The organism is Paenibacillus sp. NPDC056579 (assembly GCF_042793215.1).
In the GTDB taxonomy this organism is placed as follows: domain Bacteria; phylum Bacillota; class Bacilli; order Paenibacillales; family NBRC-103111; genus Paenibacillus_S.
Genome location: NZ_JBHTVD010000003.1, coordinates 915,062 through 934,587 on the forward strand (window position 1 = coordinate 915,062; position 19,526 = coordinate 934,587).

Genomic DNA, 19,526 nt, shown 5'->3' on the forward strand with positions numbered 1-19,526 from the left:
AAATGGAAGGATGGAGCGAGATGAACCCTCTTGCACAACAGCTCAACGACACGATAGCCAAAGAAAACCCGCATGTTTATGACATGCTTTCCGGCCTCGGGAAGCAAATTTATTTCCCTAAAGTAGGCATTTTGAGCCAATCGGCCGAAGCCAAGCAAAAAGCGAAGAAATTTAACGCCACCATCGGTACCGCATTGGAAAAAGGAAAGCCTATGCATCTGAAGGTGATTCAAGATACATTGTCCGCATATGATCCGAAAGACATTTACGAATACGCTCCGCCTGCAGGCAAGCCAGAGCTCCGGACGGCATGGCGCGCCAAAATGATCGAGGAGAACCCGTCGCTGCAAGGCAAAAGCTTGGGTAATCCGATCGCCACGAACGCATTGACTCACGGTTTGAGCATCGTAGCCGACTTGTACGCCGATGCCGGAGACGCCGTTATCATTCCCGACAAGAACTGGGAAAACTATGAGCTGACCTTCGGCATTCGCCGCGGCGCCGAGCTTGTCTACTATCCGCTGTACAACAGCGAACGCAAATTCAACTCCGAAGGACTGCGCGACGCCCTGCTGGCTCAAAAGAGCAAAGGGAAAGCAATCGTCGTCTTAAACTTCCCGAACAACCCAACCGGCTATACACCCGGTATTGAGGAAGGCAAGCAAATCGTAGCCGCTATCAAAGACGCTGCAGAAGCCGGAATCAATGTCGTGGCCGTTACCGATGATGCTTACTTCGGTCTGTTCTTCGAGGACTCGATGATGGAATCGCTGGCTGGACAGTTGAGCGAGCTTCATCCGCGCATTTTGTCCGTCAAAATTGACGGAGCGACCAAGGAAGAATATGTATGGGGCTTCCGCGTAGGCTTCATTACGTACTCCGGTCAAAGCGAAGCAATGCTCGCTGCCTTGGAGCAAAAAACGATGGGTATCATCCGTGCGACCATCTCCAGCGGTCCGCATCCATCGCAAACATTCGTATTGAAGGCTCTGAACTCTCCGGATTTCAAAGCGCAGAAGCAGGAGAAATCCGAAATTATGAAAGGCCGCGCCAACAAAGTAAAAAGCATTCTCGATTCCGGCAAATACGATGCGGCATGGGAATATTATCCTTTCAACTCCGGCTACTTCATGTGTCTGAAGCTGAAAACCGTCGATGCGGAAACACTGCGCGTCCATCTGCTTGACCAATACGGCATCGGAACGATCGCTCTGGGCGAAACCGACCTGCGCGTAGCCTTCTCCTGCATCGAAGAAGAGAACCTTGAAGAGCTGTTCGAGACAGTTTTCCAAGGCGTGCAAGACCTGCTAAACGTGCCTGCGAAATAATTGTCGGCCGCATAATAACTATTTCTAACCGTGTGCCTGTCATGGATGGGTACACGGTTTTTTCTATGGATTACTTGGATTTGATCGGAGCGTATATATCAAACTCGAAATGATCGATGACGTCGGCCGGAATATGGAACGGGTTCACCGGCTTCAGCCTGTTGGCCTCAAATCCATACGAGCCTTCGCTGCAATCTCTCTCCACCCCTTCGTTCTTAAACCAATCCCATAGATACCGATAGGCAGCATCCATATGTTCCCGATCTCCGCATACCGTCAGCTTGGCATAGGTTCGGGCAGGAAGCGTGAGCTCCTCCATATCGCTGGTCAGCTCGGGAAAATCATTCACCTGCAAGCCGACCCATAATTGTTTAACCCCGTCAGCCCATTGCCATTCCGGAATAAAGACAAGTCCATAATCTTCATTGGCTCTTCCGGCGTGTCCATCCATAAACGCTTCGACCCGTTTCCAAGCCTCACGGACTATGGTCCCGTTACGCTCCACTTTGTTAACTACCGCCTTAAGCTGAGGGAGTTCAATAATCGATACTTCCATACATCCGCACCTTCCTACCAATTGGATAATAAACCCATTATACCGAACGTATGTTCCTTTGTAAAGCAAAAACAAAACAACACGACCTGTGCCGCAAGGACACCAAGCCGTGTTGTCTCCAAATTAATATCAAATCAGCAAGTTAAACAAATGCGGATTTTTGTTGATCTCTACATATTTGATCCCTTTATTGCCCATACGTTCGATCAATGGACCGTAGTCCTCTTTGTTCTTCAGCTCGATGCCGACAAGAGCCGGACCGTTTTCCTTGCTCGTTTTCTTCGTATACTCGAACCGTGTAATATCGTCGTTCGGACCCAGCACCTCGTCGAGGAATTCCCGAAGAGCCCCTGCCCGCTGCGGAAATTCCACAGTAAAGTAATGCTTCAGCCCTTCGTAAATGAGCGAACGCTCCTTGATTTCCTGCATCCGGTCGATGTCGTTGTTGCCGCCGCTTATGATGCAGACGACATTTTTCCCTGCGATCTGCTCCCGGCAAAAGTCCAGCGCCGCAATCGTCAAAGCGCCCGCTGGCTCGGCTACGATCGCATTTTCGTTATAGAGCTCCAAAATTGTCGTACATACCTTGCCTTCCGGCACGACCACAATGTCGTCAACCACCTTCCGGCAAATGTCGTATGTCAGCTCGCCTACCCTGCGCACCGCGGTACCGTCGACGAATTTATCGATCTCGTTCAGCGTAACGATCTCGCCCAGCTCCATCGCCTGCTTCATGGAAGGCGCACCGGTGGCTTCTACTCCGATTACCTTGGTAGAAGGGCTGATGCTCTTGATATACGTTCCTACGCCGGCTGCCAGTCCGCCTCCGCCGATTCCGGTAAGAACAAAGTCGACCGACTCCCTCATATCGTTCATCAGCTCTAAGCCTACCGTTCCTTGGCCCGCAATAATCATTTGATGATCGAACGGGTGAATGAACTGCATGTCCTCCCGTTCACTATACCGCAATGCTTCGTTCAGCGAGTCGTCGAACGTGTCTCCGATGAGAATCACTTCCACAAAAGGTCCGCCGAACAGCTTGACCTGCGATATTTTTTGCCGCGGGGTTGTCGTAGGCATGAAGATTTTGCCTGTCACCTGAAGCGCCTTGCACGAATAGGCAAGCCCCTGCGCATGATTGCCCGCGCTTGCGCATACGACGCCCTTTTGCAGCTTGTCCGCCGGCAAACTGCGCATCAGGTTGTACGCCCCGCGAATTTTGAACGAACGGACTACCTGCAGGTCCTCTCGCTTCAGATAGACGTTGCAGTTATATTTCTCCGACAAAATAAAGTTTTTTTGCAGCGGGGTATGATGAACGACATCTTTCAATACGTGGCTTGCTACTATGATATCTTCCAGCTTGACCGATTGATTCTCCTGATTCTCCATAAGCTCCTCCGGTGTGTAAAAGTCCTGCTTTCATAAGGGAACGGATCATGCGCCGTTGTAACTAATTCTATCTATTATACACCTCTGGATGCGGCTGTCCATATCTTTTACATCACATTGAGCCTTCTCAACGAAAAAAAAAAGAAACAGTCTTCCCGCCAAGCATGCAGCTTGAGCCGGGGAGACTGTTCTTTCGCAGCTTCTAACCTTTTTCTACTATCGCTTCTTATTTAATAACGATCGTATGAACGACATTGTCATTGCCTCTCAATTCGACCGAGCGGTTATCTGTAAGCTGGGAACGGTCGCCTTGAATGGTCGTTCCGTTCGAAATGGTGTACAAGAACGTTACGTTGCTGGTTGTGTTGTAGTACACGTTATCTTGAACGGTACCGTCGCTCAAAATTTTATCAATCGAGATTTGAGTCACTTGATCGTTGGAGTTCGTAGTCAAGGAATTGTACCTTCCGTTAACGACGAAGTTCCCGTTTTGATCTCCTGCAAGCTTTGTTACCGCTACGAATACCACTTTGCCGCCGGATGTGCGGACAAGCACTTCATCGCCGGATTTCAGCTCGGAAGCCGATACCGTACGTCCGTCACGAACAATCGTAACATCGGAAGCAAGCTCGATGCTGTAAGAAGCATTATCTTTGTTCAGGTAGAGCTTGTTGTTGCTTACCGTTGCGTTCAAAGTACCTGTGAAATTGGAGTTGCTAGGCAGATCGCTGCCGCTTGCCACTTTGGTCACTTCTACGAAGATCGCTTTGCCGCCGAAGGTGCGTACCAGCACTTCGTCTCCCGATCTAAGCTCGGATGCAGAGACTTTGCTGCCATTACGGAAGATGTAAGCGTTCGAGTCCAGCTCTATACTGTAGGACTGGCCATCCTGGGTAAAAGTCAATGTATTATTGCTCACGGCCGAGCTCAAAGTGCCCTTAACCGAAGTGTTGTCAGGAAGCTGATTGCCTGTACGATCCAGCAAAGCTGCCAGCTCGGCGCGAGTTACCGGACGAGTCGGACGGAACGTGTTGTCCTCGTAGCCGTCGATCAGGTTTTTCTCGATGGCAACGGCTACATAGCCTACGGAGCCTGCCGGAATTTTATCGGCGTCCTTGAAGTTCAATTTCGTGGTCATTTTCGCTTTGGCTTCATCCTGCAGCTTCAACGCTTTAACAAGCAGCGTCGTAGCCCAGAGGCGATCCGCTTCCTTCGTCGGCTGAACCATATCGTCGGATTCCTCGAACAGGTCGTTTTGCAGCGCAACGGCTACATAGCCTTTAGCCCAATCCTGAATTTTGTTCGCGTCCTTGAAGTTCAGGTTCGTATTTTTCGCATCCGTGGATTCCGCTTGCTCGCGCAATCCCATCAGGCGGACAGCGGCTGTAATCGCTTCAATACGAGTGATTGTTTTGCGAGGCTGGAACGTTCCGTCCTCATAGCCTTCGAATACGCCTTTGGAAGCCAAGCTCGCGATGTAACGGGCAGCCCACTCTACGTCGCCGCCTTTAACATCGTCAAAGCTGATTTTGATGTTGAGATTTTTTACGTTCAAATTGTTTATGTATAGGTCTTTGCCGTTGTTGTTGTTATTGTTGTTTTTGTTATCGTTTTTATTATTAATATAGCCGTTATATCTGATTTCATTGTCGCGGTCCTTGTCGTTGCCTTTTCCTTTGCCGTTGCCGTTGTCAGCAAATGCAGCCGTGGAGCCCCCTACCATCATAGCTACTGTCAAGCCTGTTACCATAACCTTCTTAAATGTTTTATTCATAATCCAATCTCCCTTTTCTAATTGGTAGAATATTTGTTTGATGTTGTTGCCGACAACTGCTGCAGGCAGCTTTCGACATGTATGATTTGAATGAATCAAGAACCTTCGCGAAGGGTTGCTGGATTTACTACATGATTTCGCCTGCCTGAAAATGTTTGTGGGGGTCTTTTGAACAAGCTCGATAAAAATGGTAGACTATTTTTGTATTGCTTGATTTTAGCAATATCCAAGCAGCTTCACAGCTTTGGGCAAGTAACGGGGGAGGAGCATCAGATCATGAAATGGAACGGGAAAAACATATCGATCAGCATCGTAGTTTTGGCACTGATCGCTGTAGCGTCTGTATTGTTCGTCAATGCAGGTCGAAATCAGGAGAAGCCATTATCCTCGTCGACGCCGGAAGCGCCATCAGGTACGCAATCCGCGAAGCCGATACCGACGCCGACACCAACGCCAATTCCATCGGAAAAAGTGGATGTTGCCGTCATCGGAAGCGAGCTGGAGGGTCTGTATCTGGCAAGGGCGGCTGCCGACGAAGGGTTGAAGGTGAAGGTCATCGATCCTCGCGAGGCGTTCGGAGGGCAGGTACTGCAAGGCGAAATGCTGTTTCTGGATGAAACGAGAGACGAGCAGCACCGGCTGTTGGTCCAGGGCCGTGCCAAGGAGCTGTTTGACGGCTTTCGCAACGGCAAAATCCGCAAGCTGCCGGAATTCGTGCAATATTTTGACAAGCTGAAGAAGGATATTCCTGTCGAGTCCGGGATCAAGCTCGAGGAAGTAAAGCAAATTCCCGGCAAATTCGGGCCTCATGCGATAGAATCTGTCACCTATTCCGGCAAGGACGGCGTCAAGAAAAACTTGCAAGCCGATTACTGGGTCGATAACACGGATTTCGCCGCGCTGACCAGTAAGCTTGATGCGACACGGATGCCTGGACTGGAGAAGTTTTACGGGCAGAACAACATCGAGTATATGAGCTCCGGCATGATGATGAAATTCAAAAATGTGGATTGGGCCAAGTTCAAGACCCATTTCAACAGCCTGAGCCCGGAAGAGCGCAGAGCCAAATACGGCGGCGGCTCGGTCGACGACAGCTTTGCCATCGGCCTGAGCGGCATGACGAGCGCCTATAAGCCGACCAACGACAGAGTGTTTCTGCGCGGGTTGAATGCGGTCAGCCAGCGGGACGGCGAGGTCATCATCAACGCATTCCTCGTATATACCGTAGATCCTTCAGACGACAAATCGGTAGCCGAGGCTATGGAGCTAGGGAAGAAGGAAATCCCGCTGATCCTGAACCATTTCCGCAAAAACATCGTCGGCTGGGAAAAAGCGGAGCTGAACGGCTTCCCGAATTATTTGTACATACGAGAGTACAACCATTACGAAACCGATTATGTGCTGAAGCCTTCGGATATGCTCGGCGCCAAAATGTTCTGGGACAACGTAAGCATCGGCGGTTATCCGCTTGATCTGCAAGGCACCAGCGCGAACAAGTGGGGCATCGAGATGGGACGTCCGGACAAGTACGGCATGCCGCTGCGGAGCTTCCTGCTGAAAAACTACGACAACGTCATTATGGCGGGCAAAAATGTCGGCTCTTCCGCTATCGCTTACGGAAGCGCACGAATTCAGCCGAATACGAGCTTGGCTGCCGAAACGATCGGCATTCTCATCGGGCAGCTGCGCGGCGAGAAGAAGCTGAGAGAATTGAAGGAAGCCGATATGCCGGCGTTGTACAGCTATTTGGAATCGAAGTACAAAATCAAGCTGACCGGCGTTACCGGCAACAATAAGCTGGCAGGCTGGACACAGGATGAGCTTGCTAAGCTGGATACGGGGGAAATCGTTTACCCGTCGTATGTGAACAAGCGTAAAAAGTAATCCGCAAAAATAAACCGTTCCTTCGACTGCAAGGGCTGCGATAGCCACTGCGCCTAAGGAACGGTTTTTTATTGTACTGCATAACGGCAACACAGACAGGGAATTGCTTTTAAGCTTCACTTCGAATCGGTTCCGGCAGCTCTTCGGCTTGAATCGGCTCTCTTATTCTCAGCTGCTGCGTTGCAAATTCACGGTACAGCGCATGCGACTGGAACAGCTCCTCATGCTTCCCTCTCCCCGTAATGGTTCCTTTCTCAATAAACAAGATCTGATCCGCATCCACGACAGTGGACAGCCGATGGGCAATGACGAGAGTCGTACGGCCTCTCATCAAATTTTTCAAAGCCTCTTGCACGACGATTTCCGATTTGCTGTCCAGACTGGAGGTTGCCTCATCGAGCATTAGTATTTCCGGATCTCTAAGCAGAGCCCGTGCAATCGCAATTCTTTGGCGCTGTCCGCCCGACAGCTTCACTCCGCGCTCCCCTACTTCCGTCTCGAAACCATCCGGGAAGTCTTGGATGAAATGATCCGCATACGCCATCTCGGCAGCCCGCTGCAGCTCCTCGGCGCTTACCTCGCGATCCATGCCGTACGTAATATTATCCTTGATCGTTCCGGCAATGAGAGGGCTATCCTGCGATACATAGCCGATCTTGCTGCGCCATGACTGCAGCGAATAATCGTCGATCGGCGTCTCCCCGATGCGGATCGTTCCGCTCTGAGGCGCATAAAAGCGCTCCAGCAGCGAAAACATCGTCGTCTTGCCGCCTCCGCTCGGACCTACAATCGCTGTCACTTTCCCCGGATCCAAGGTGAATCCGATATCCTTCAGCACAGCTTCTCCGTTGTTGTATCCGAAGGTGACATAGTCGACGGTAATCGGCTGATGAGCGTTCTCCAGCGTTTGGCCGCGGACGGTATCCTCCTCGTCGGCCTCAAGCGTCGCGATAATCCGTTCGGTCGCCCCTACCGCTTTTTGAAGCTGAGTGAAAAAGGTCGTGATTTGATTCATCGGCATAATGATCTGTATCAAATACAGGATAAACGCCACCAGCTCCCCGGCCGTCAGAGCGCCGGAAGATACTCTCATGCCGCCGTAGCCAATAATGACAACAAGCAGCGCCATAATAACGAAGGAAATGAGCGGAGCGATCATCGCCTGCATCTTCCCTTCTCTTACTCCGAATTGAAACAGCTTCCGGATTCCGTCTCTCCCCGCTTCATATTCCAGCGGCTCCGCATTAGACGATTTCACAAGACGAATTTCCGACAGCACCTGCGTCAAGATTCCCGTGAACCGGGCCGTTTCATCCTGCAAGCCTTTGGAAATGAAATACATTTGCCTTCCGACCGGGATCAGCACGGCAAGCGATAGCGGCACGGCAAGCAGCATAATCAACGTCATCTTCCAATCAAGTACGAGCAGGATCGTTACGGAGCCGATGATGGCAATGATTCCGTTAAAAAAGCTCGTAACATTTTCCGAGATCAATCCTTTGACGACTCCCGTATCATTGGTCATCCGGCTTATCGTTTCCCCTGTCCGGTTGCTGTCATAATAAGGAACAGTCAGCGCCAGCAGCTTTCTCCACAATCGGTCGCGCAGGTTAGCCACCACACCTTGGCCGACGCGATTTAACATGTAAATCGACAACCCTCCGGCTACAGCCTGGGCCGTAAAGGTTAACACAAGCGCAACGATGTGGATCGGCTCGATGGCGGACAGCGAAAAGCTGTCGACCATGTTTTTCGTAAACAAAGGAACTATCAGCCCGACAACCGTCGAGATGACACTTAAGCCTATCGCGGTACCGAGCATCCATTTGGATGGCTTCGTCTGCCAAATCAGCTTCAGAAACGAACGCCAGTTGGTCTTTTTCTGTGTCATAGCTTCTGCCGGGCTTTCTATAGGTCTTTCGATAGATCTTTCCATATAACTTTTCCATCTCCTATCCGGTCATTTAAAGCACCAGTGATCTTTTTCTCATCGAAAGCATACGACAGTATTTTAAACGGAATATAAACTCCGCGGTTTCACAATATCCGAGACAGTCTGCCGTGACACGAAAAACTAATTATACGGATTTTCTCCCTGTTGGTGCATCGTCCGATTGCCTATACTGTTGCTATACTGATAAACGGAGTGAACAATTATTACGACACTTGAACAATACGGCTACCAGCCGTTTTTTGCCGAGCAGCATAAAGAACAATACGATGTCGGACGCATTGCGCTGGAGCATACGCACTTGTATCGGATATATTCCGAAGACGGTGAATGGCTGGGAGAGCTTTCGGGCAAATACAGGTATGAAGCGGTAACCCGGGAGGATTATCCCGCGGTAGGCGACTGGGTATGGATGACGAAGCTTCCCGGCGAGCGCAAAGCGATCATTCATGGCGTCTATTCGCGAAAAAGCAAGTTTTCGAGGAAAGTCGCGGGCCAGACAACGGAGGAGCAAATCGTAGCAGCCAATATCGACCGGGTCTTTCTTGTTATGGCTTTAAACCGGGATTTTAATGTGCGGCGGCTGGAGCGCTATCTATTAACCGCTTATGACAGCGGCGCCATGCCGGAAATCGTGCTGACCAAAAAAGATTTGTGCGATGACCCCGACGCCCTGCTTCGGGAAGTTGAAGCGATTGCGTTCGGCATTCCCATCTACACGGTGAACAGCCTGGAAGAGAACGGGACCGATGCTATCGCTGACACGCTCCGGCCGGGTGAAACCATTGCTTTGATGGGCTCCTCCGGCGCGGGAAAATCGACGCTGTTGAACAGTCTCTACGGCGAGCAGCGGCAAAAGACGGGAGGCGTACGCGAAGGCGATGACCGCGGAAAGCATACGACGACGCACCGCGAGCTCGTGGTGCTGCCAAGCGGTGCCATTATCATCGACACGCCGGGCATGCGCGAGCTGCAGCTATGGGAAGGAAGCGGCGCTATCGACGTCGCTTTTCAGGATATCGATACGCTGGCCGCAAGCTGCCGCTTCAGCAACTGCGGACATCGCAAGGAGCCCGGCTGTGCGATTCAGGCGGCTTTAGCGGACGGCTCGCTGGATCGCGGACGGTTCTCCAGCTACCTGAAGCTGCAAAAGGAGCTGGCTTATATGGAACGCAAAGCCGACGCAGCCGCTGCCCGTGTGGAGAAGGACCGGTGGAAAAAAATTCACAAGGACATGAAGGCGCGGGGCAACCGCTAATCGGTGATCGGTTTCTTTGACCGATCCTGCCGGCTCGTGCCAACATGCAAAAACCCAGGTACCGATTGACTATCGGACCTGGGTTTTATTCGTGCACTTATAGCTTTATCTGAGCTTTAATCCCACTCTTACTCCATGCTCCTCGAACGCTACTCCCCGCACCCCTGCTGGTTTGGGAACATAGTCGTTGAGCTCGATTTGAAGGGGTTCCAGCTGAAACCATGAGGCCGGAACCGTTATTTGCTTGATCTGTGTCGCTGTGTGCTCCGCCGTCATATAAGGCTCCCGCCACGACATGGCAAAGTACATTCTTGCTCCGAACGTCCACTGGTGCTTATACAGAACATTGACATCTGCAATCCACTGATTTCCCTCAAGAGAGAACTGGGCACCGGTGATCTGCAGATCCGGATTGATCTGCGACCGGGCGGCCAGCGACTTCTTCAGCAGGCTGTTCACTTCGGCTTCCGTCAGCTGCACTTCCAGCTTGCGGCTTGTCAGCATGTCGGCCAGCTTACTGCGAATTTGCAGCTCGGAGTAGGCCAAATCCAGCGGCCGTTCCGGCTGAGCATACCAGTATCCCAAAGCCAGCAGCAGCGCACAGCATACACATAGCGTTACGATTCCGCGAAACAGCTTTCCCATTTCCCCTCATTCGGCTCCTCTCCGGATCCTCTTCCCAAGCAGGCTATTGCGGCTTCGGCTTATTCTGCTTTTCCTTGAGCCAGCGCGGGGCCCCTTTGTTTTTGCGGTCCCGCTCGCGCTCTGGCTTGCGCTTATCGGAAATCGGCGATGATTTCGCAGCCGGCTGAACCTTCGCGGATATACGCGCCTTCGGCTCGCCCGTTCTGGCTCCGCCACTCCGTCCGCCTTCGGCGGCAGCTTCGCGCTGACTTGCAGCAGTGCTGCGCAAGCCCGCCGCAGGCTCGACCCGGACCCGGTTCGCCGAGGATCTAGGGCCGCCTCTTTGCTGTCCGGCATCGATGACTTTCCCCTGGTACATGTCCTTCTCATCTATCGGAACTCCAAGAGCCTTGGAGAACTTGGCAATGATAAACCGCTCTTTATGGGTAATGATCGAGATCGCGGTCCCCTTCTTACCCATACGCCCCGTACGGCCGACACGATGAACGTAATGATCGGCGTCGATCGGTGGGTCCAGGTTAATAACATGAGTAACATGAGGAATATCCAGCCCCCGGGCCGCAATATCCGTTGCCAGCAGCAGCTGGAATTTGCCGTTGCGGAACGACTGCATCACCTTGGCCCGCTCCTGCTTCCCGGCCTCCCCATACAGCGCTTCGATCGATAATCCGACATAGCGGAGCTTCTCGACGACCTCGGCCACGTCCTCGGTTTCGTTAATGAACACGATAGCGGCAGGAGGGTTGTACAATCGGACGATACGGCGAAGCGTATCGATTTTGTCCCGCTCCTCGCACACGAAATACATGTGCTCCAATGTTTGCGAGGTTCGCTGCTCCGGATTCACCTGCACATAGGCAGGCTCGTTCATCCACCGGTCGATGACATCCCGGACCGGCTCTGGCATCGTAGCGGAGAAAAACAGCACCTGGCGGTCGCGAAGCATCCCTTTGAATATGGCCTCGACTTCGTTCATCGATCCGAGGTCGAATACTTGATCGACTTCGTCTACGACGGCGCACTTCACATAATGCATGCTCAGCTTACGCAGCTTGAGCAGCTCCATCACACGCCCCGGCGTGCCGACAACGACCTGCGGCCGCAGCTTCAACCGGTCGATCTGCCTGCTGATGGCAGCTCCGCCGATCAACGATTGAACCCGGATTCCGCTGCCCTCCGTCAGCTGCTCCAGCGTTTGCAGAATTTGTATGCCAAGCTCGCGGGTAGGAACAAGCACAATCGCTTGAACCTCCTTCGAGGACTTGTCTATTTTATGTAGTAACGGCAGCGTATAAGCCAACGTTTTGCCTGATCCGGTCTGCGACTGAGCGACGACGTCCCTGCCCTCCATAATGACCGGAATAGCTTCCGCCTGAATCGGCGAAGGCGTCACAATGTCCAGCTCCTGCAACCGGCGCACGTAAAAATCTTCAATAGGTAACGAAGCAAAACCGCTATTCATAGAACTCCCCCTTCATAAAAGCATCATACCAATGGATAACCGGAACATCAAGCCTTCTCCAGCCTTTCCAGCTTGCGGGCAATCCAGGCAAACACCGCATCGAGTGCTTGTTCATCCGCTTCCCGCGGAAATCGGTGCTTCAATCCTTCATACAGCTCCATCGCATATTCCTTGCCTGCCCTCTCGAGCCCCTCGGCAAGCTTGCGGGCTTGCGCTACTCCCACTTGCTGATCGGCCGTTCCATGAACGATCATGATCGGCACCTGCAGCCGGTCGAGCCAGTATACGGGGGACCGGTCCTCATACGCCTCGCTCTGCTTGCGGGGGTGGCCTACGACCCGCTTCAGCATGCGGCGCAAATCGACGCGCTCCTCATACGTATCGAACAAATCGCTGACCCCGCCCCAGACGACGACCGGCCCGGCCAGCGGACACTGCCTAGCCGCAAGCATCGCCATCAATGCGCCGCGGGAAAAACCGATCAGCGGAATCCGTCCGGGCGTCACCTCCGGCAGCGATTGCATGAGCGTAATCGCATGAAATACGTCGTACCGGTCCTCACCTCCGAAATCCTCTCTTCCTTCGCCTCCTTCGTTACCGCGGTAAAACGGAGCAAACACGGCATAGCCCCGCTTGGCCATCGACATGATGCGCCGTTTGCGAACCATTCCGACTTTGCGAATGCCTCCGCGGCAATAAATAAGCCCCGGACATGGCTCGGCCGAGGCATGCTCCGGTACGGCGAGGTAGCCCTTTACCTTCAAGCCCTCGCTAGCGTAGGTAAGAACATAAAGCTGAACGCCTTTGATCAAGCTGCGCAGCTGCTCTCTTGCCAGCAGCTTGCCGTTCTGCGCTTCCAGCAGCGTGCCCTGCTGTTCGCTCATTGAAGCATGCGAGCCTTGAATCGCCGCATCTCCAAATCCTGATTCATCTTCAGCGTCCTTAGTCCATCCTATGCTGGAAGAAGCAGGTAAAGAAGCATCGTATGCTAACGTTTGATTCGGGTTTTCCAATGACGGATCATAGTTCATTGATTGAGTCCTCCCCTGCCCGGCCATCTCAACGAATTGCCGTCCCTTATTTTGACAGACGCATCATCGTGCGCTAGACTTACAATCATTACAATAAAATATTTCTTTATTATGTTCTGAAAGGTGGAGCTTCTATGAATCCCCAGGTTCAAAGCGAATTCGAAGCGCTGGTCGAAAAATTCACCGAGCTTCTGACAGGCCATTCCTCGCCAGAAATGGTGGAAAAAATAAAAATGTGGTCCGTCTACAGCCATATTCACCGATCGATGCCGGCATTGACCAGCCATTGGAACCAGGCTCATCCGGAAGGCAAGGCGGCTATTCGCGAATTGTTCGAAGAGGTTCGCTCGCTCAATCTCGAGCTGAAGGAACGCAACAAAAGCACGGAGCAGGAATAATCACCCTACATAGTTGAAGAGGTACCTGCACGAAACCGTCCCGCGGAAAGAGGAGGAGCCTTGGACTTAGGATGTCGAAGGCTCCTTCTTGGTTTCACCGCCAATTCCTAGCTTGCGAGCTCATCCCCTCTATTTCAGGATGACCCAATATCACTTCTTGTTCAGCACCTTGTAAGCCACCTTATCGAAGGCACGGGGAAACAGCTGGAACAGCTTCACGCCCACTCCCGCCATAAGAGGCATATCGATCTCGGGGATGCGCCGTTCGATGGCGTGCAGCACCCGGTCAGCCACCTTATCCGGCTTCAGCATAAACCACCGGACGTTGTTTACATAGTTGCCCGTAGGATCAGCTTTGTCGAAGAAGGGTGTATCGATCGGCCCAGGATTGATGGCGGACAAATAAACGCCGGTACCCACGAGCTCCTGACGCAAGCAGTTCGTAAAGCCGAGCACCGCATGCTTGGTTGCGGAATATCCTGACGATTTGGCGGAACCGATCTTGCCGGCCATGGACGCAATATTGACAATATGTCCGCCGCCTGCTTTCAGCATATAGGGCAGTACCGCTTTCGTACAACGAACCGTCCCCAAGTAATTGACATTCATCATATATTCAAACTGCTCCAAAGGCGCGTCGACAAACCGCTCGAATATGCCGTAACCCGCATTGTTGATGAGCATGTCGATCCGTCCGTACTGCTCGATGACTTGTTCCATTGTCTGCATCACCTGCTCCGTCGACGTCACATCGAGCCGGTACACTCCGCACGGGCCTTGCAAAGAGGCGGCAACGGCTTCGAGCTTATCGGTCGATCGCGCCATAAGCACCGGGACCGCTCCACGCTGAGACAGCTTTTGTGCCATTATTGCGCCGATCCCGCTGGAAGCTCCGGTAATAACGGCAACCTTGCCAGTAAACATCGTTCATTCCCCCGTGAACTAGAGTATCATACCTTTCGCATTATCTGATTGCGGTCATCCGCTAATTAGCAAAAAAAGCGGATCGCTGTTCCTTGTCCGGAAAGCTCCCCGCTTACTATTGTAGTCTATTTGATTTAGACGATCAAAACCTGAATGTCCAGCTCCCCGATTCCCTCCATAATAAGTGGGATCGTCAATGCTTTCTTAGGCAAAAATCCTGCGGAGTTCGCGGAATGAAGCAGCTTCGGCGGTGTTATATCCACCTTAACGCCCTGATTGTACAGCATCGTGCTTGCATTGCCGCTGATCATATTGCCGAGCTCCGAGATCGCGCTCTTGCTCATTTCATCCATCTCGGTAATCGTAAAGCCCCCCATCATGGCGGAGACCATCTTCAAAGCCACATCTTCATGCAGACCGAACACGATATCGCCTTGCATTTGGCCTGTCATTCCGATTTGAATCCATATGTATTTCTCGACGAACTTAACATCCTTTATCCCTAGCTGCCCCGTTGAAGGCCGGATACTGGCGACCTGCTCGATAACGATCCTTGCCGATTCCAAAAAAGGATTAATATATTCTGCCTTCATAAGGTGAACGTTCTCCTTTGCGATAATCTCGCACAACATCCATAGGTCCTAAATCTCCTTCATTATACCTAAAATTCGACAATAAGTATACATTTTTTGCTTGTGAAGCCGTAAAATAGGACCTTCATCCCATCTTTCGATCCCTTGTTTGAAACCACCGGATGCAGACCCTTCCTTCTTATAGAATAAATATGCAAAAGTTAGGAAAACTACCCTTATTACAGGCAATTCCCCCATATATCCACATTTGCATCCAGAAGGAGGAGCTTTCTTTGCCGGACCATAATACCAATGAACCGCAAAGCAATTCCAGGCGTAAATTTCTGAAGTATTCCGGGGTGGCCCTCGGCGGCGTCGTCGTCGGCGGTGTTGTAGGAACTGCCATCACCAAAGGCTTTAATAGAACCGTAGAGCCTTCCAAGCAGCCGGAAACAACCCCTATCCAGCCTGCCGCGGACTATAATCAGGCGCTGATGTTTTTCAACCAGGAGCAGTTCCGTTTGACGGAAGCGATAACCGAGCGTATTTTCCCCAAAGACGAGCTGGGACCAGGCGCGAAGGAGCTGGGAGTCGCTTATTTCATCGACCATCAGCTGGGCGGACAATGGGGCATCAATGCTAGAGATTACATGATGGGACCTTTTCAGGCAGGCGAGGTGACACAGGGGAATTTCCCGAATGTAAGACGTCATGAGCTGTTTACGATGGGACTGCAAGGGATCCAAAATTTAAGCCAGAGCAAATACAAGAAATCGTTCCTCGATCTGGGAGAAGCCGAGCAGGACGAGGTGCTGAAGGCGATGGAGGCCGGCAACGATATTAAGCTGTACGGGTCGACGGGACCTGTCTTTTTCAAAATGCTTCAGAACTTCACCATGGAAGGCGTCTACTCCGATCCGTTGTATGGCGGCAACAAAAATATGATGGGATGGAAAATGAAAAACTACCCCGGTAACCAAATGAGCTATCTTGATGTCATCGACAAAAAAGAATTCGTGAAGATGGAACCGCAAAGCCTGCGCGACCATCTGAGCCACTAGCAAGGAGGAACGATTATGGCTACCAAATTACCTCAAGTACAAGCCGTTGTCGTCGGATTGGGCTGGACCGGCGGCGTCATCGCAGCCGAATTGACGAAAGCCGGCATCAAGGTTGTAGCCTTGGAACGGGGCAAAGGCAGAAAAACCGAGGACTATTACATGGTCCACGACGAGCTTCGCTATGCGCGCCAATACGGCCTCATGCAAGACCTGTCCAAAGAAACGGTCACCTTCCGCAATACGGAAAAAGGAACGGCGCTTCCGATGCGTTCCTACGGCTCCTTCCTTCTAGGCGAAGGCTTGGGCGGCGCAGGCGTCCATTGGAACGGTCAATATTTCCGCTTCCTGCCGTACGATTTTGAAATTTATACGAAGACGGTAGAACGCTATGGCGCGAAAAAAATACCCGAAGGAATGACGATCCAAGACTGGGGCATTACTTACGACCAGCTGGAGCCTTATTTCGATAAGTTTGAAAAAACGGCCGGAATCTCCGGTGAAGCCGAGCAAAATCCGATGGTCGGCAAACGTTCCAATCCGTTTCCGACGCCGCCGATGAAAAAAACACCAAGCATCCTCATGTTCGAGGAAGCAAGCAAAAAGCTCGGCTACCATCCGTACATGTATCCTTCAGGCAACCTGTCGACGCAATATACGAACCCTGACGGGATTACCCGTGCAGCCTGTCAATACTGCGCCTTTTGCGAACGGTTCGGCTGCGAATACGGCGCGAAGGCAGATCCGGTCGTTACCGTCATCCCGGTAGCTCAAGCAACCGGCAATTTGGAAATTCGAACCGAATCGAATGTGACCAAAATTTTGCACGACGGAAAAAAAGCAACAGGCGTCGTGTATGTGAATACCATCACAGGCGAAGAGTTCGAACAGCCTGCCGATATCGTCATCCTGACCAGCTACGTGTTCAACAATGTACGGCTGCTGCTCACATCGAAGCTGGGCAAGCCTTACGATCCGAAAACTGGCACAGGCGTCGTCGGACGAAACTATGCGTACCAGGTGAACGGCGCTACCTCGGTCGGCTTTTATGACGATCAGGAGTTCAATCTGTATGCCGGCGCAGGCGCTCTTGGCAGCGAAATCGATGATTTCAACGGCGACAACTTCGATCACAGCAGTCTGAATTTCATCCATGGCGCAGGGATTCGCATATCCCAAACCGGGCTTCGTCCGATTGACAATAACTCGACGCCCAAAGGGACTCCGGGTTGGGGCAAGGAATTTAAGCAGGCCTCGATCAAATATGCCAACCGCGTCTTGTCGGTAAGCGGTCAAGGCTCCAACATGCCGTGGAGACACCACTATCTGGATCTCGACCCTACATACAAGGATGCTTATGGTCTTCCGCTTATACGGATTACGTATGACTTCGAAGACCAGGACCGGGAGCTCGTGAAATTCATAGCCGAGAAAGCGGACGGCATCATGAAGGAAATGAAGCCAACCAAGCAGCAGACGAACGCCGAACTGAAAAACTACAACATCGTGCCGTACCAATCGACTCATAATACGGGCGGTACGGTGATGGGCGCCGATCCGAACACTTCTGTCGTGAACAACTTCCTGCAAATGTGGGATGCGGAAAATGTGTTTATTATCGGGGCGTCGAATTTTGCCCATAACAGCGGATATAACCCGACGGCCGTGGTAGGAGCGTTATCTTACCGTGCGTCGGAGGGGATTTTGAAATATATCCAGCAGGGCGGCGGATCTTTAGTATAGCGGGGTGAACCGTTCGTGGAAGCCAATGAAGATCTGGTAGAGCACCTGACCGAAGTAAGAAAACGGCTCATCATCGTGGTCGTCTGGTTCGTCCTGGCATTGTGCACCGGACTGTACGTCTCCCCGGCCATATTGGAGTATATCCGCTCCAGACCTGCCGCAATGGACGTGCAGTGGAACGTATTTTCGTTCACCGACGGCCTGTTCATCTACATGAAATGCGCGTTCGTATTCGCGGTGTTCGTGACGCTGCCTATCCTGCTCTATCACGTATGGGCGTTCGTTCGACCCGGCTTGACCGATTCGGAGGCTAAGGAAACTTTCGCCTACATACCGGCTTCGTTCTTCCTTTTCTTGTCAGGAATTGCGTTTAGCTATTATGTGGTGTTTCCGATGATGGTCCAATTCATGAAAAAGATGAATCAAACGATCGGTGCTGTGGAAACATACGGGATAGACAAATATTTTTCTTTCATGTTCAATGTGATCTTCCCTCTCGCCATCGCGTTCGAGATGCCTGTCGTCGTGCTGTTTCTGACACGAATCGGCGTGCTCACGCCGGAGAGGCTGAAGAAAACGAGAAAATACGCATACCTGGGACTAGCGATCACCGGCTCGTGCATTTCGCCTCCGGATTTCGTATCTCATCTGTCCGTCACCATTCCGCTGCTGATTTTATTCGAGCTTAGCGTGATCGTGTCCGGCCAATATTACCGCAAGCTGTCGGCGATACCGAACCCGTAGCGCTTCAAGTGGCCTCGACTGGTTTGGATTACTTCCGGGCTAGGGTAATAGGATGTACAAGCCCAACTCAGCAGCGCTTTCGAAGTAAGTTTTCTTACGAAAACTCAAGTACCGCTTTCGATGCCAGTTTTATTACGAAAACTCAAGTAATGCTTTCGATGCCAGTTTTGCCTACGGCAAAACTCTTAGGAGGAAAAAACATGTTCAACAACATCGGGGTTTCAGGGCTGATCATCATCTTGATCATTGCGCTGATCGTATTCGGTCCGGCCAAGCTTCCGCAGCTCGGAAGAGCGTTCGGCGATACGCTTCGCGAATTCCGCAATTCGACAAGAGGCATGGTCGATGACGGAGACGATAAAAGAGATGAACCCATCAAGCACGCACTGGAGGAATTGAAATGAAAAATTGGCACCTGCTGTTACTAACGATCCTGTTCGTCTTAAGCATGACGGCCTGTGGAGGCGGCAAAACAGCGACGCCTACCCCTTCGCCATCTCCATCCCCTGCAGCCGGAGGCACAACCGGCGGTACGGCTGGAGGCGGTACGGTTAATGCCGAAGCGATTTACAAGCAAAGCTGTATGGCTTGCCACGGCGGCAACCTGGAAGGGAAAACAGGCCCAAGCCTAGCTGCTGTCGGCGGCAAATTAAACAAAGATCAAATCGCCACCAAAATCGCCAATGGCGGTGGCGGTATGCCAGCCTTCAAAAATCAGCTGAAGGATACCGAGGTTCAAGGACTCGCCGACTGGCTGGCGGCCAAGAAATAGCATTAAAAAGAGAAGGCCCCCAAGCCTTCTCTTT

Annotated in this window: 18 protein-coding genes; 9 read left to right on the forward strand and 9 right to left on the reverse strand. The window is 51.8% G+C overall.

The features are described 5' to 3' along the window. Nucleotides 1–20: 20 nt before the first annotated feature. Nucleotides 21–1,328 carry an aminotransferase class I/II-fold pyridoxal phosphate-dependent enzyme gene (locus ACFQ88_RS16715; RefSeq protein ID WP_239628003.1) on the forward strand — a complete coding sequence of 436 codons (1,308 nt, stop codon included), beginning with the start codon at nucleotides 21–23 and terminating at the stop codon, nucleotides 1,326–1,328. A gap of 70 nt (nucleotides 1,329–1,398) precedes the next feature. On the opposite strand, the gene ACFQ88_RS16720 is transcribed toward ACFQ88_RS16715, so the two are convergent. From ACFQ88_RS16720 to ACFQ88_RS16730, 3 genes are all read right to left on the reverse strand, one after another. After that, nucleotides 1,399–1,884, reverse strand: coding sequence for a GyrI-like domain-containing protein (locus ACFQ88_RS16720; RefSeq protein ID WP_379454850.1), 486 nt, complete (start codon nucleotides 1,882–1,884; stop codon nucleotides 1,399–1,401). A gap of 129 nt (nucleotides 1,885–2,013) precedes the next feature. Then, a complete protein-coding gene (gene ilvA / locus ACFQ88_RS16725; protein WP_239628005.1) occupies nucleotides 2,014–3,276 on the reverse strand; it encodes a threonine ammonia-lyase IlvA in 1,263 nt (420 codons plus the stop codon). 226 nt (nucleotides 3,277–3,502) lie between these two features. After that, the gene (locus ACFQ88_RS16730; RefSeq protein ID WP_379454851.1) at nucleotides 3,503–5,050 is read right to left on the reverse strand and encodes an S-layer homology domain-containing protein; all 1,548 of its coding nucleotides are present in this window, start codon (nucleotides 5,048–5,050) and stop codon (nucleotides 3,503–3,505) included. Nucleotides 5,051–5,326: 276 nt separating this feature from the next. On the opposite strand from ACFQ88_RS16730, the gene ACFQ88_RS16735 reads away from it, so the two are divergent. After that, nucleotides 5,327–6,934 carry an FAD-dependent oxidoreductase gene (locus tag ACFQ88_RS16735; RefSeq protein WP_379454852.1) on the forward strand — a complete coding sequence of 536 codons (1,608 nt, stop codon included), beginning with the start codon at nucleotides 5,327–5,329 and terminating at the stop codon, nucleotides 6,932–6,934. Between the two features lie 109 nt (nucleotides 6,935–7,043). Here the strand turns inward: ACFQ88_RS16735 and ACFQ88_RS16740 are convergent, their stop codons facing one another. Then, nucleotides 7,044–8,825 (reverse strand): ABC transporter ATP-binding protein, encoded by a 1,782-nt coding sequence (locus ACFQ88_RS16740; protein WP_379454920.1) that lies wholly within the window; start codon nucleotides 8,823–8,825, stop codon nucleotides 7,044–7,046. Between the two features lie 262 nt (nucleotides 8,826–9,087). Between ACFQ88_RS16740 and rsgA the strand changes: the two genes are divergently transcribed. After that, on the forward strand, nucleotides 9,088–10,143 hold the full coding sequence (gene rsgA, locus ACFQ88_RS16745; RefSeq protein ID WP_379454921.1) for a ribosome small subunit-dependent GTPase A: 1,056 nt from the start codon (nucleotides 9,088–9,090) through the stop codon (nucleotides 10,141–10,143). Nucleotides 10,144–10,248: 105 nt separating this feature from the next. Here the strand turns inward: rsgA and ACFQ88_RS16750 are convergent, their stop codons facing one another. From ACFQ88_RS16750 to ACFQ88_RS16760, 3 genes are read right to left on the reverse strand one after another with little or no spacing between them, the layout of a single operon-like run. After that, on the reverse strand, nucleotides 10,249–10,788 hold the full coding sequence (locus ACFQ88_RS16750; protein WP_379454853.1) for a hypothetical protein: 540 nt from the start codon (nucleotides 10,786–10,788) through the stop codon (nucleotides 10,249–10,251). Nucleotides 10,789–10,831: 43 nt separating this feature from the next. Then, nucleotides 10,832–12,250, reverse strand: a complete 1,419-nt coding sequence (locus ACFQ88_RS16755; RefSeq protein ID WP_239628010.1) for a DEAD/DEAH box helicase — start codon at nucleotides 12,248–12,250, stop codon at nucleotides 10,832–10,834. Nucleotides 12,251–12,297: 47 nt separating this feature from the next. Then, entirely contained in the window at nucleotides 12,298–13,134 is an 837-nt protein-coding gene (locus ACFQ88_RS16760; RefSeq protein WP_379454922.1) for an alpha/beta hydrolase family protein, read from the reverse strand. A 281-nt stretch (nucleotides 13,135–13,415) separates the two neighbouring features. On the opposite strand from ACFQ88_RS16760, the gene ACFQ88_RS16765 reads away from it, so the two are divergent. Further along, nucleotides 13,416–13,679, forward strand: coding sequence for a DUF2573 family protein (locus ACFQ88_RS16765; RefSeq protein WP_239628015.1), 264 nt, complete (start codon nucleotides 13,416–13,418; stop codon nucleotides 13,677–13,679). A gap of 150 nt (nucleotides 13,680–13,829) precedes the next feature. On the opposite strand, the gene ACFQ88_RS16770 is transcribed toward ACFQ88_RS16765, so the two are convergent. Both ACFQ88_RS16770 and ACFQ88_RS16775 read right to left on the reverse strand, forming a co-directional pair. Then, nucleotides 13,830–14,603, reverse strand: coding sequence for an SDR family NAD(P)-dependent oxidoreductase (locus ACFQ88_RS16770; RefSeq protein WP_379454854.1), 774 nt, complete (start codon nucleotides 14,601–14,603; stop codon nucleotides 13,830–13,832). A 134-nt stretch (nucleotides 14,604–14,737) separates the two neighbouring features. Next, nucleotides 14,738–15,196, reverse strand: a complete 459-nt coding sequence (locus tag ACFQ88_RS16775; RefSeq protein ID WP_239628019.1) for a chemotaxis protein CheX — start codon at nucleotides 15,194–15,196, stop codon at nucleotides 14,738–14,740. Between the two features lie 272 nt (nucleotides 15,197–15,468). On the opposite strand from ACFQ88_RS16775, the gene ACFQ88_RS16780 reads away from it, so the two are divergent. The 5 genes from ACFQ88_RS16780 to ACFQ88_RS16800 all read left to right on the forward strand — a co-directional run bounded on the left by ACFQ88_RS16780 (nucleotide 15,469) and on the right by ACFQ88_RS16800 (nucleotide 19,492). Then, nucleotides 15,469–16,236, forward strand: a complete 768-nt coding sequence (locus ACFQ88_RS16780; protein ID WP_239628020.1) for a gluconate 2-dehydrogenase subunit 3 family protein — start codon at nucleotides 15,469–15,471, stop codon at nucleotides 16,234–16,236. A gap of 15 nt (nucleotides 16,237–16,251) precedes the next feature. Next, nucleotides 16,252–17,976 carry a GMC family oxidoreductase gene (locus ACFQ88_RS16785; protein WP_239628021.1) on the forward strand — a complete coding sequence of 575 codons (1,725 nt, stop codon included), beginning with the start codon at nucleotides 16,252–16,254 and terminating at the stop codon, nucleotides 17,974–17,976. A 15-nt stretch (nucleotides 17,977–17,991) separates the two neighbouring features. Further along, complete coding sequence (tatC, locus tag ACFQ88_RS16790) at nucleotides 17,992–18,720, forward strand: twin-arginine translocase subunit TatC (protein ID WP_379454855.1); 729 nt, start codon at nucleotides 17,992–17,994, stop codon at nucleotides 18,718–18,720. Between the two features lie 200 nt (nucleotides 18,721–18,920). Continuing rightward, complete coding sequence (locus ACFQ88_RS16795; RefSeq protein WP_239628023.1) at nucleotides 18,921–19,124, forward strand: twin-arginine translocase TatA/TatE family subunit; 204 nt, start codon at nucleotides 18,921–18,923, stop codon at nucleotides 19,122–19,124. Continuing rightward, a complete protein-coding gene (locus ACFQ88_RS16800) occupies nucleotides 19,121–19,492 on the forward strand; it encodes a c-type cytochrome (protein ID WP_379454856.1) in 372 nt (123 codons plus the stop codon). The genes ACFQ88_RS16795 and ACFQ88_RS16800 overlap by 4 nt, the downstream gene beginning before the upstream one ends. Nucleotides 19,493–19,526 lie beyond the last annotated feature (34 nt).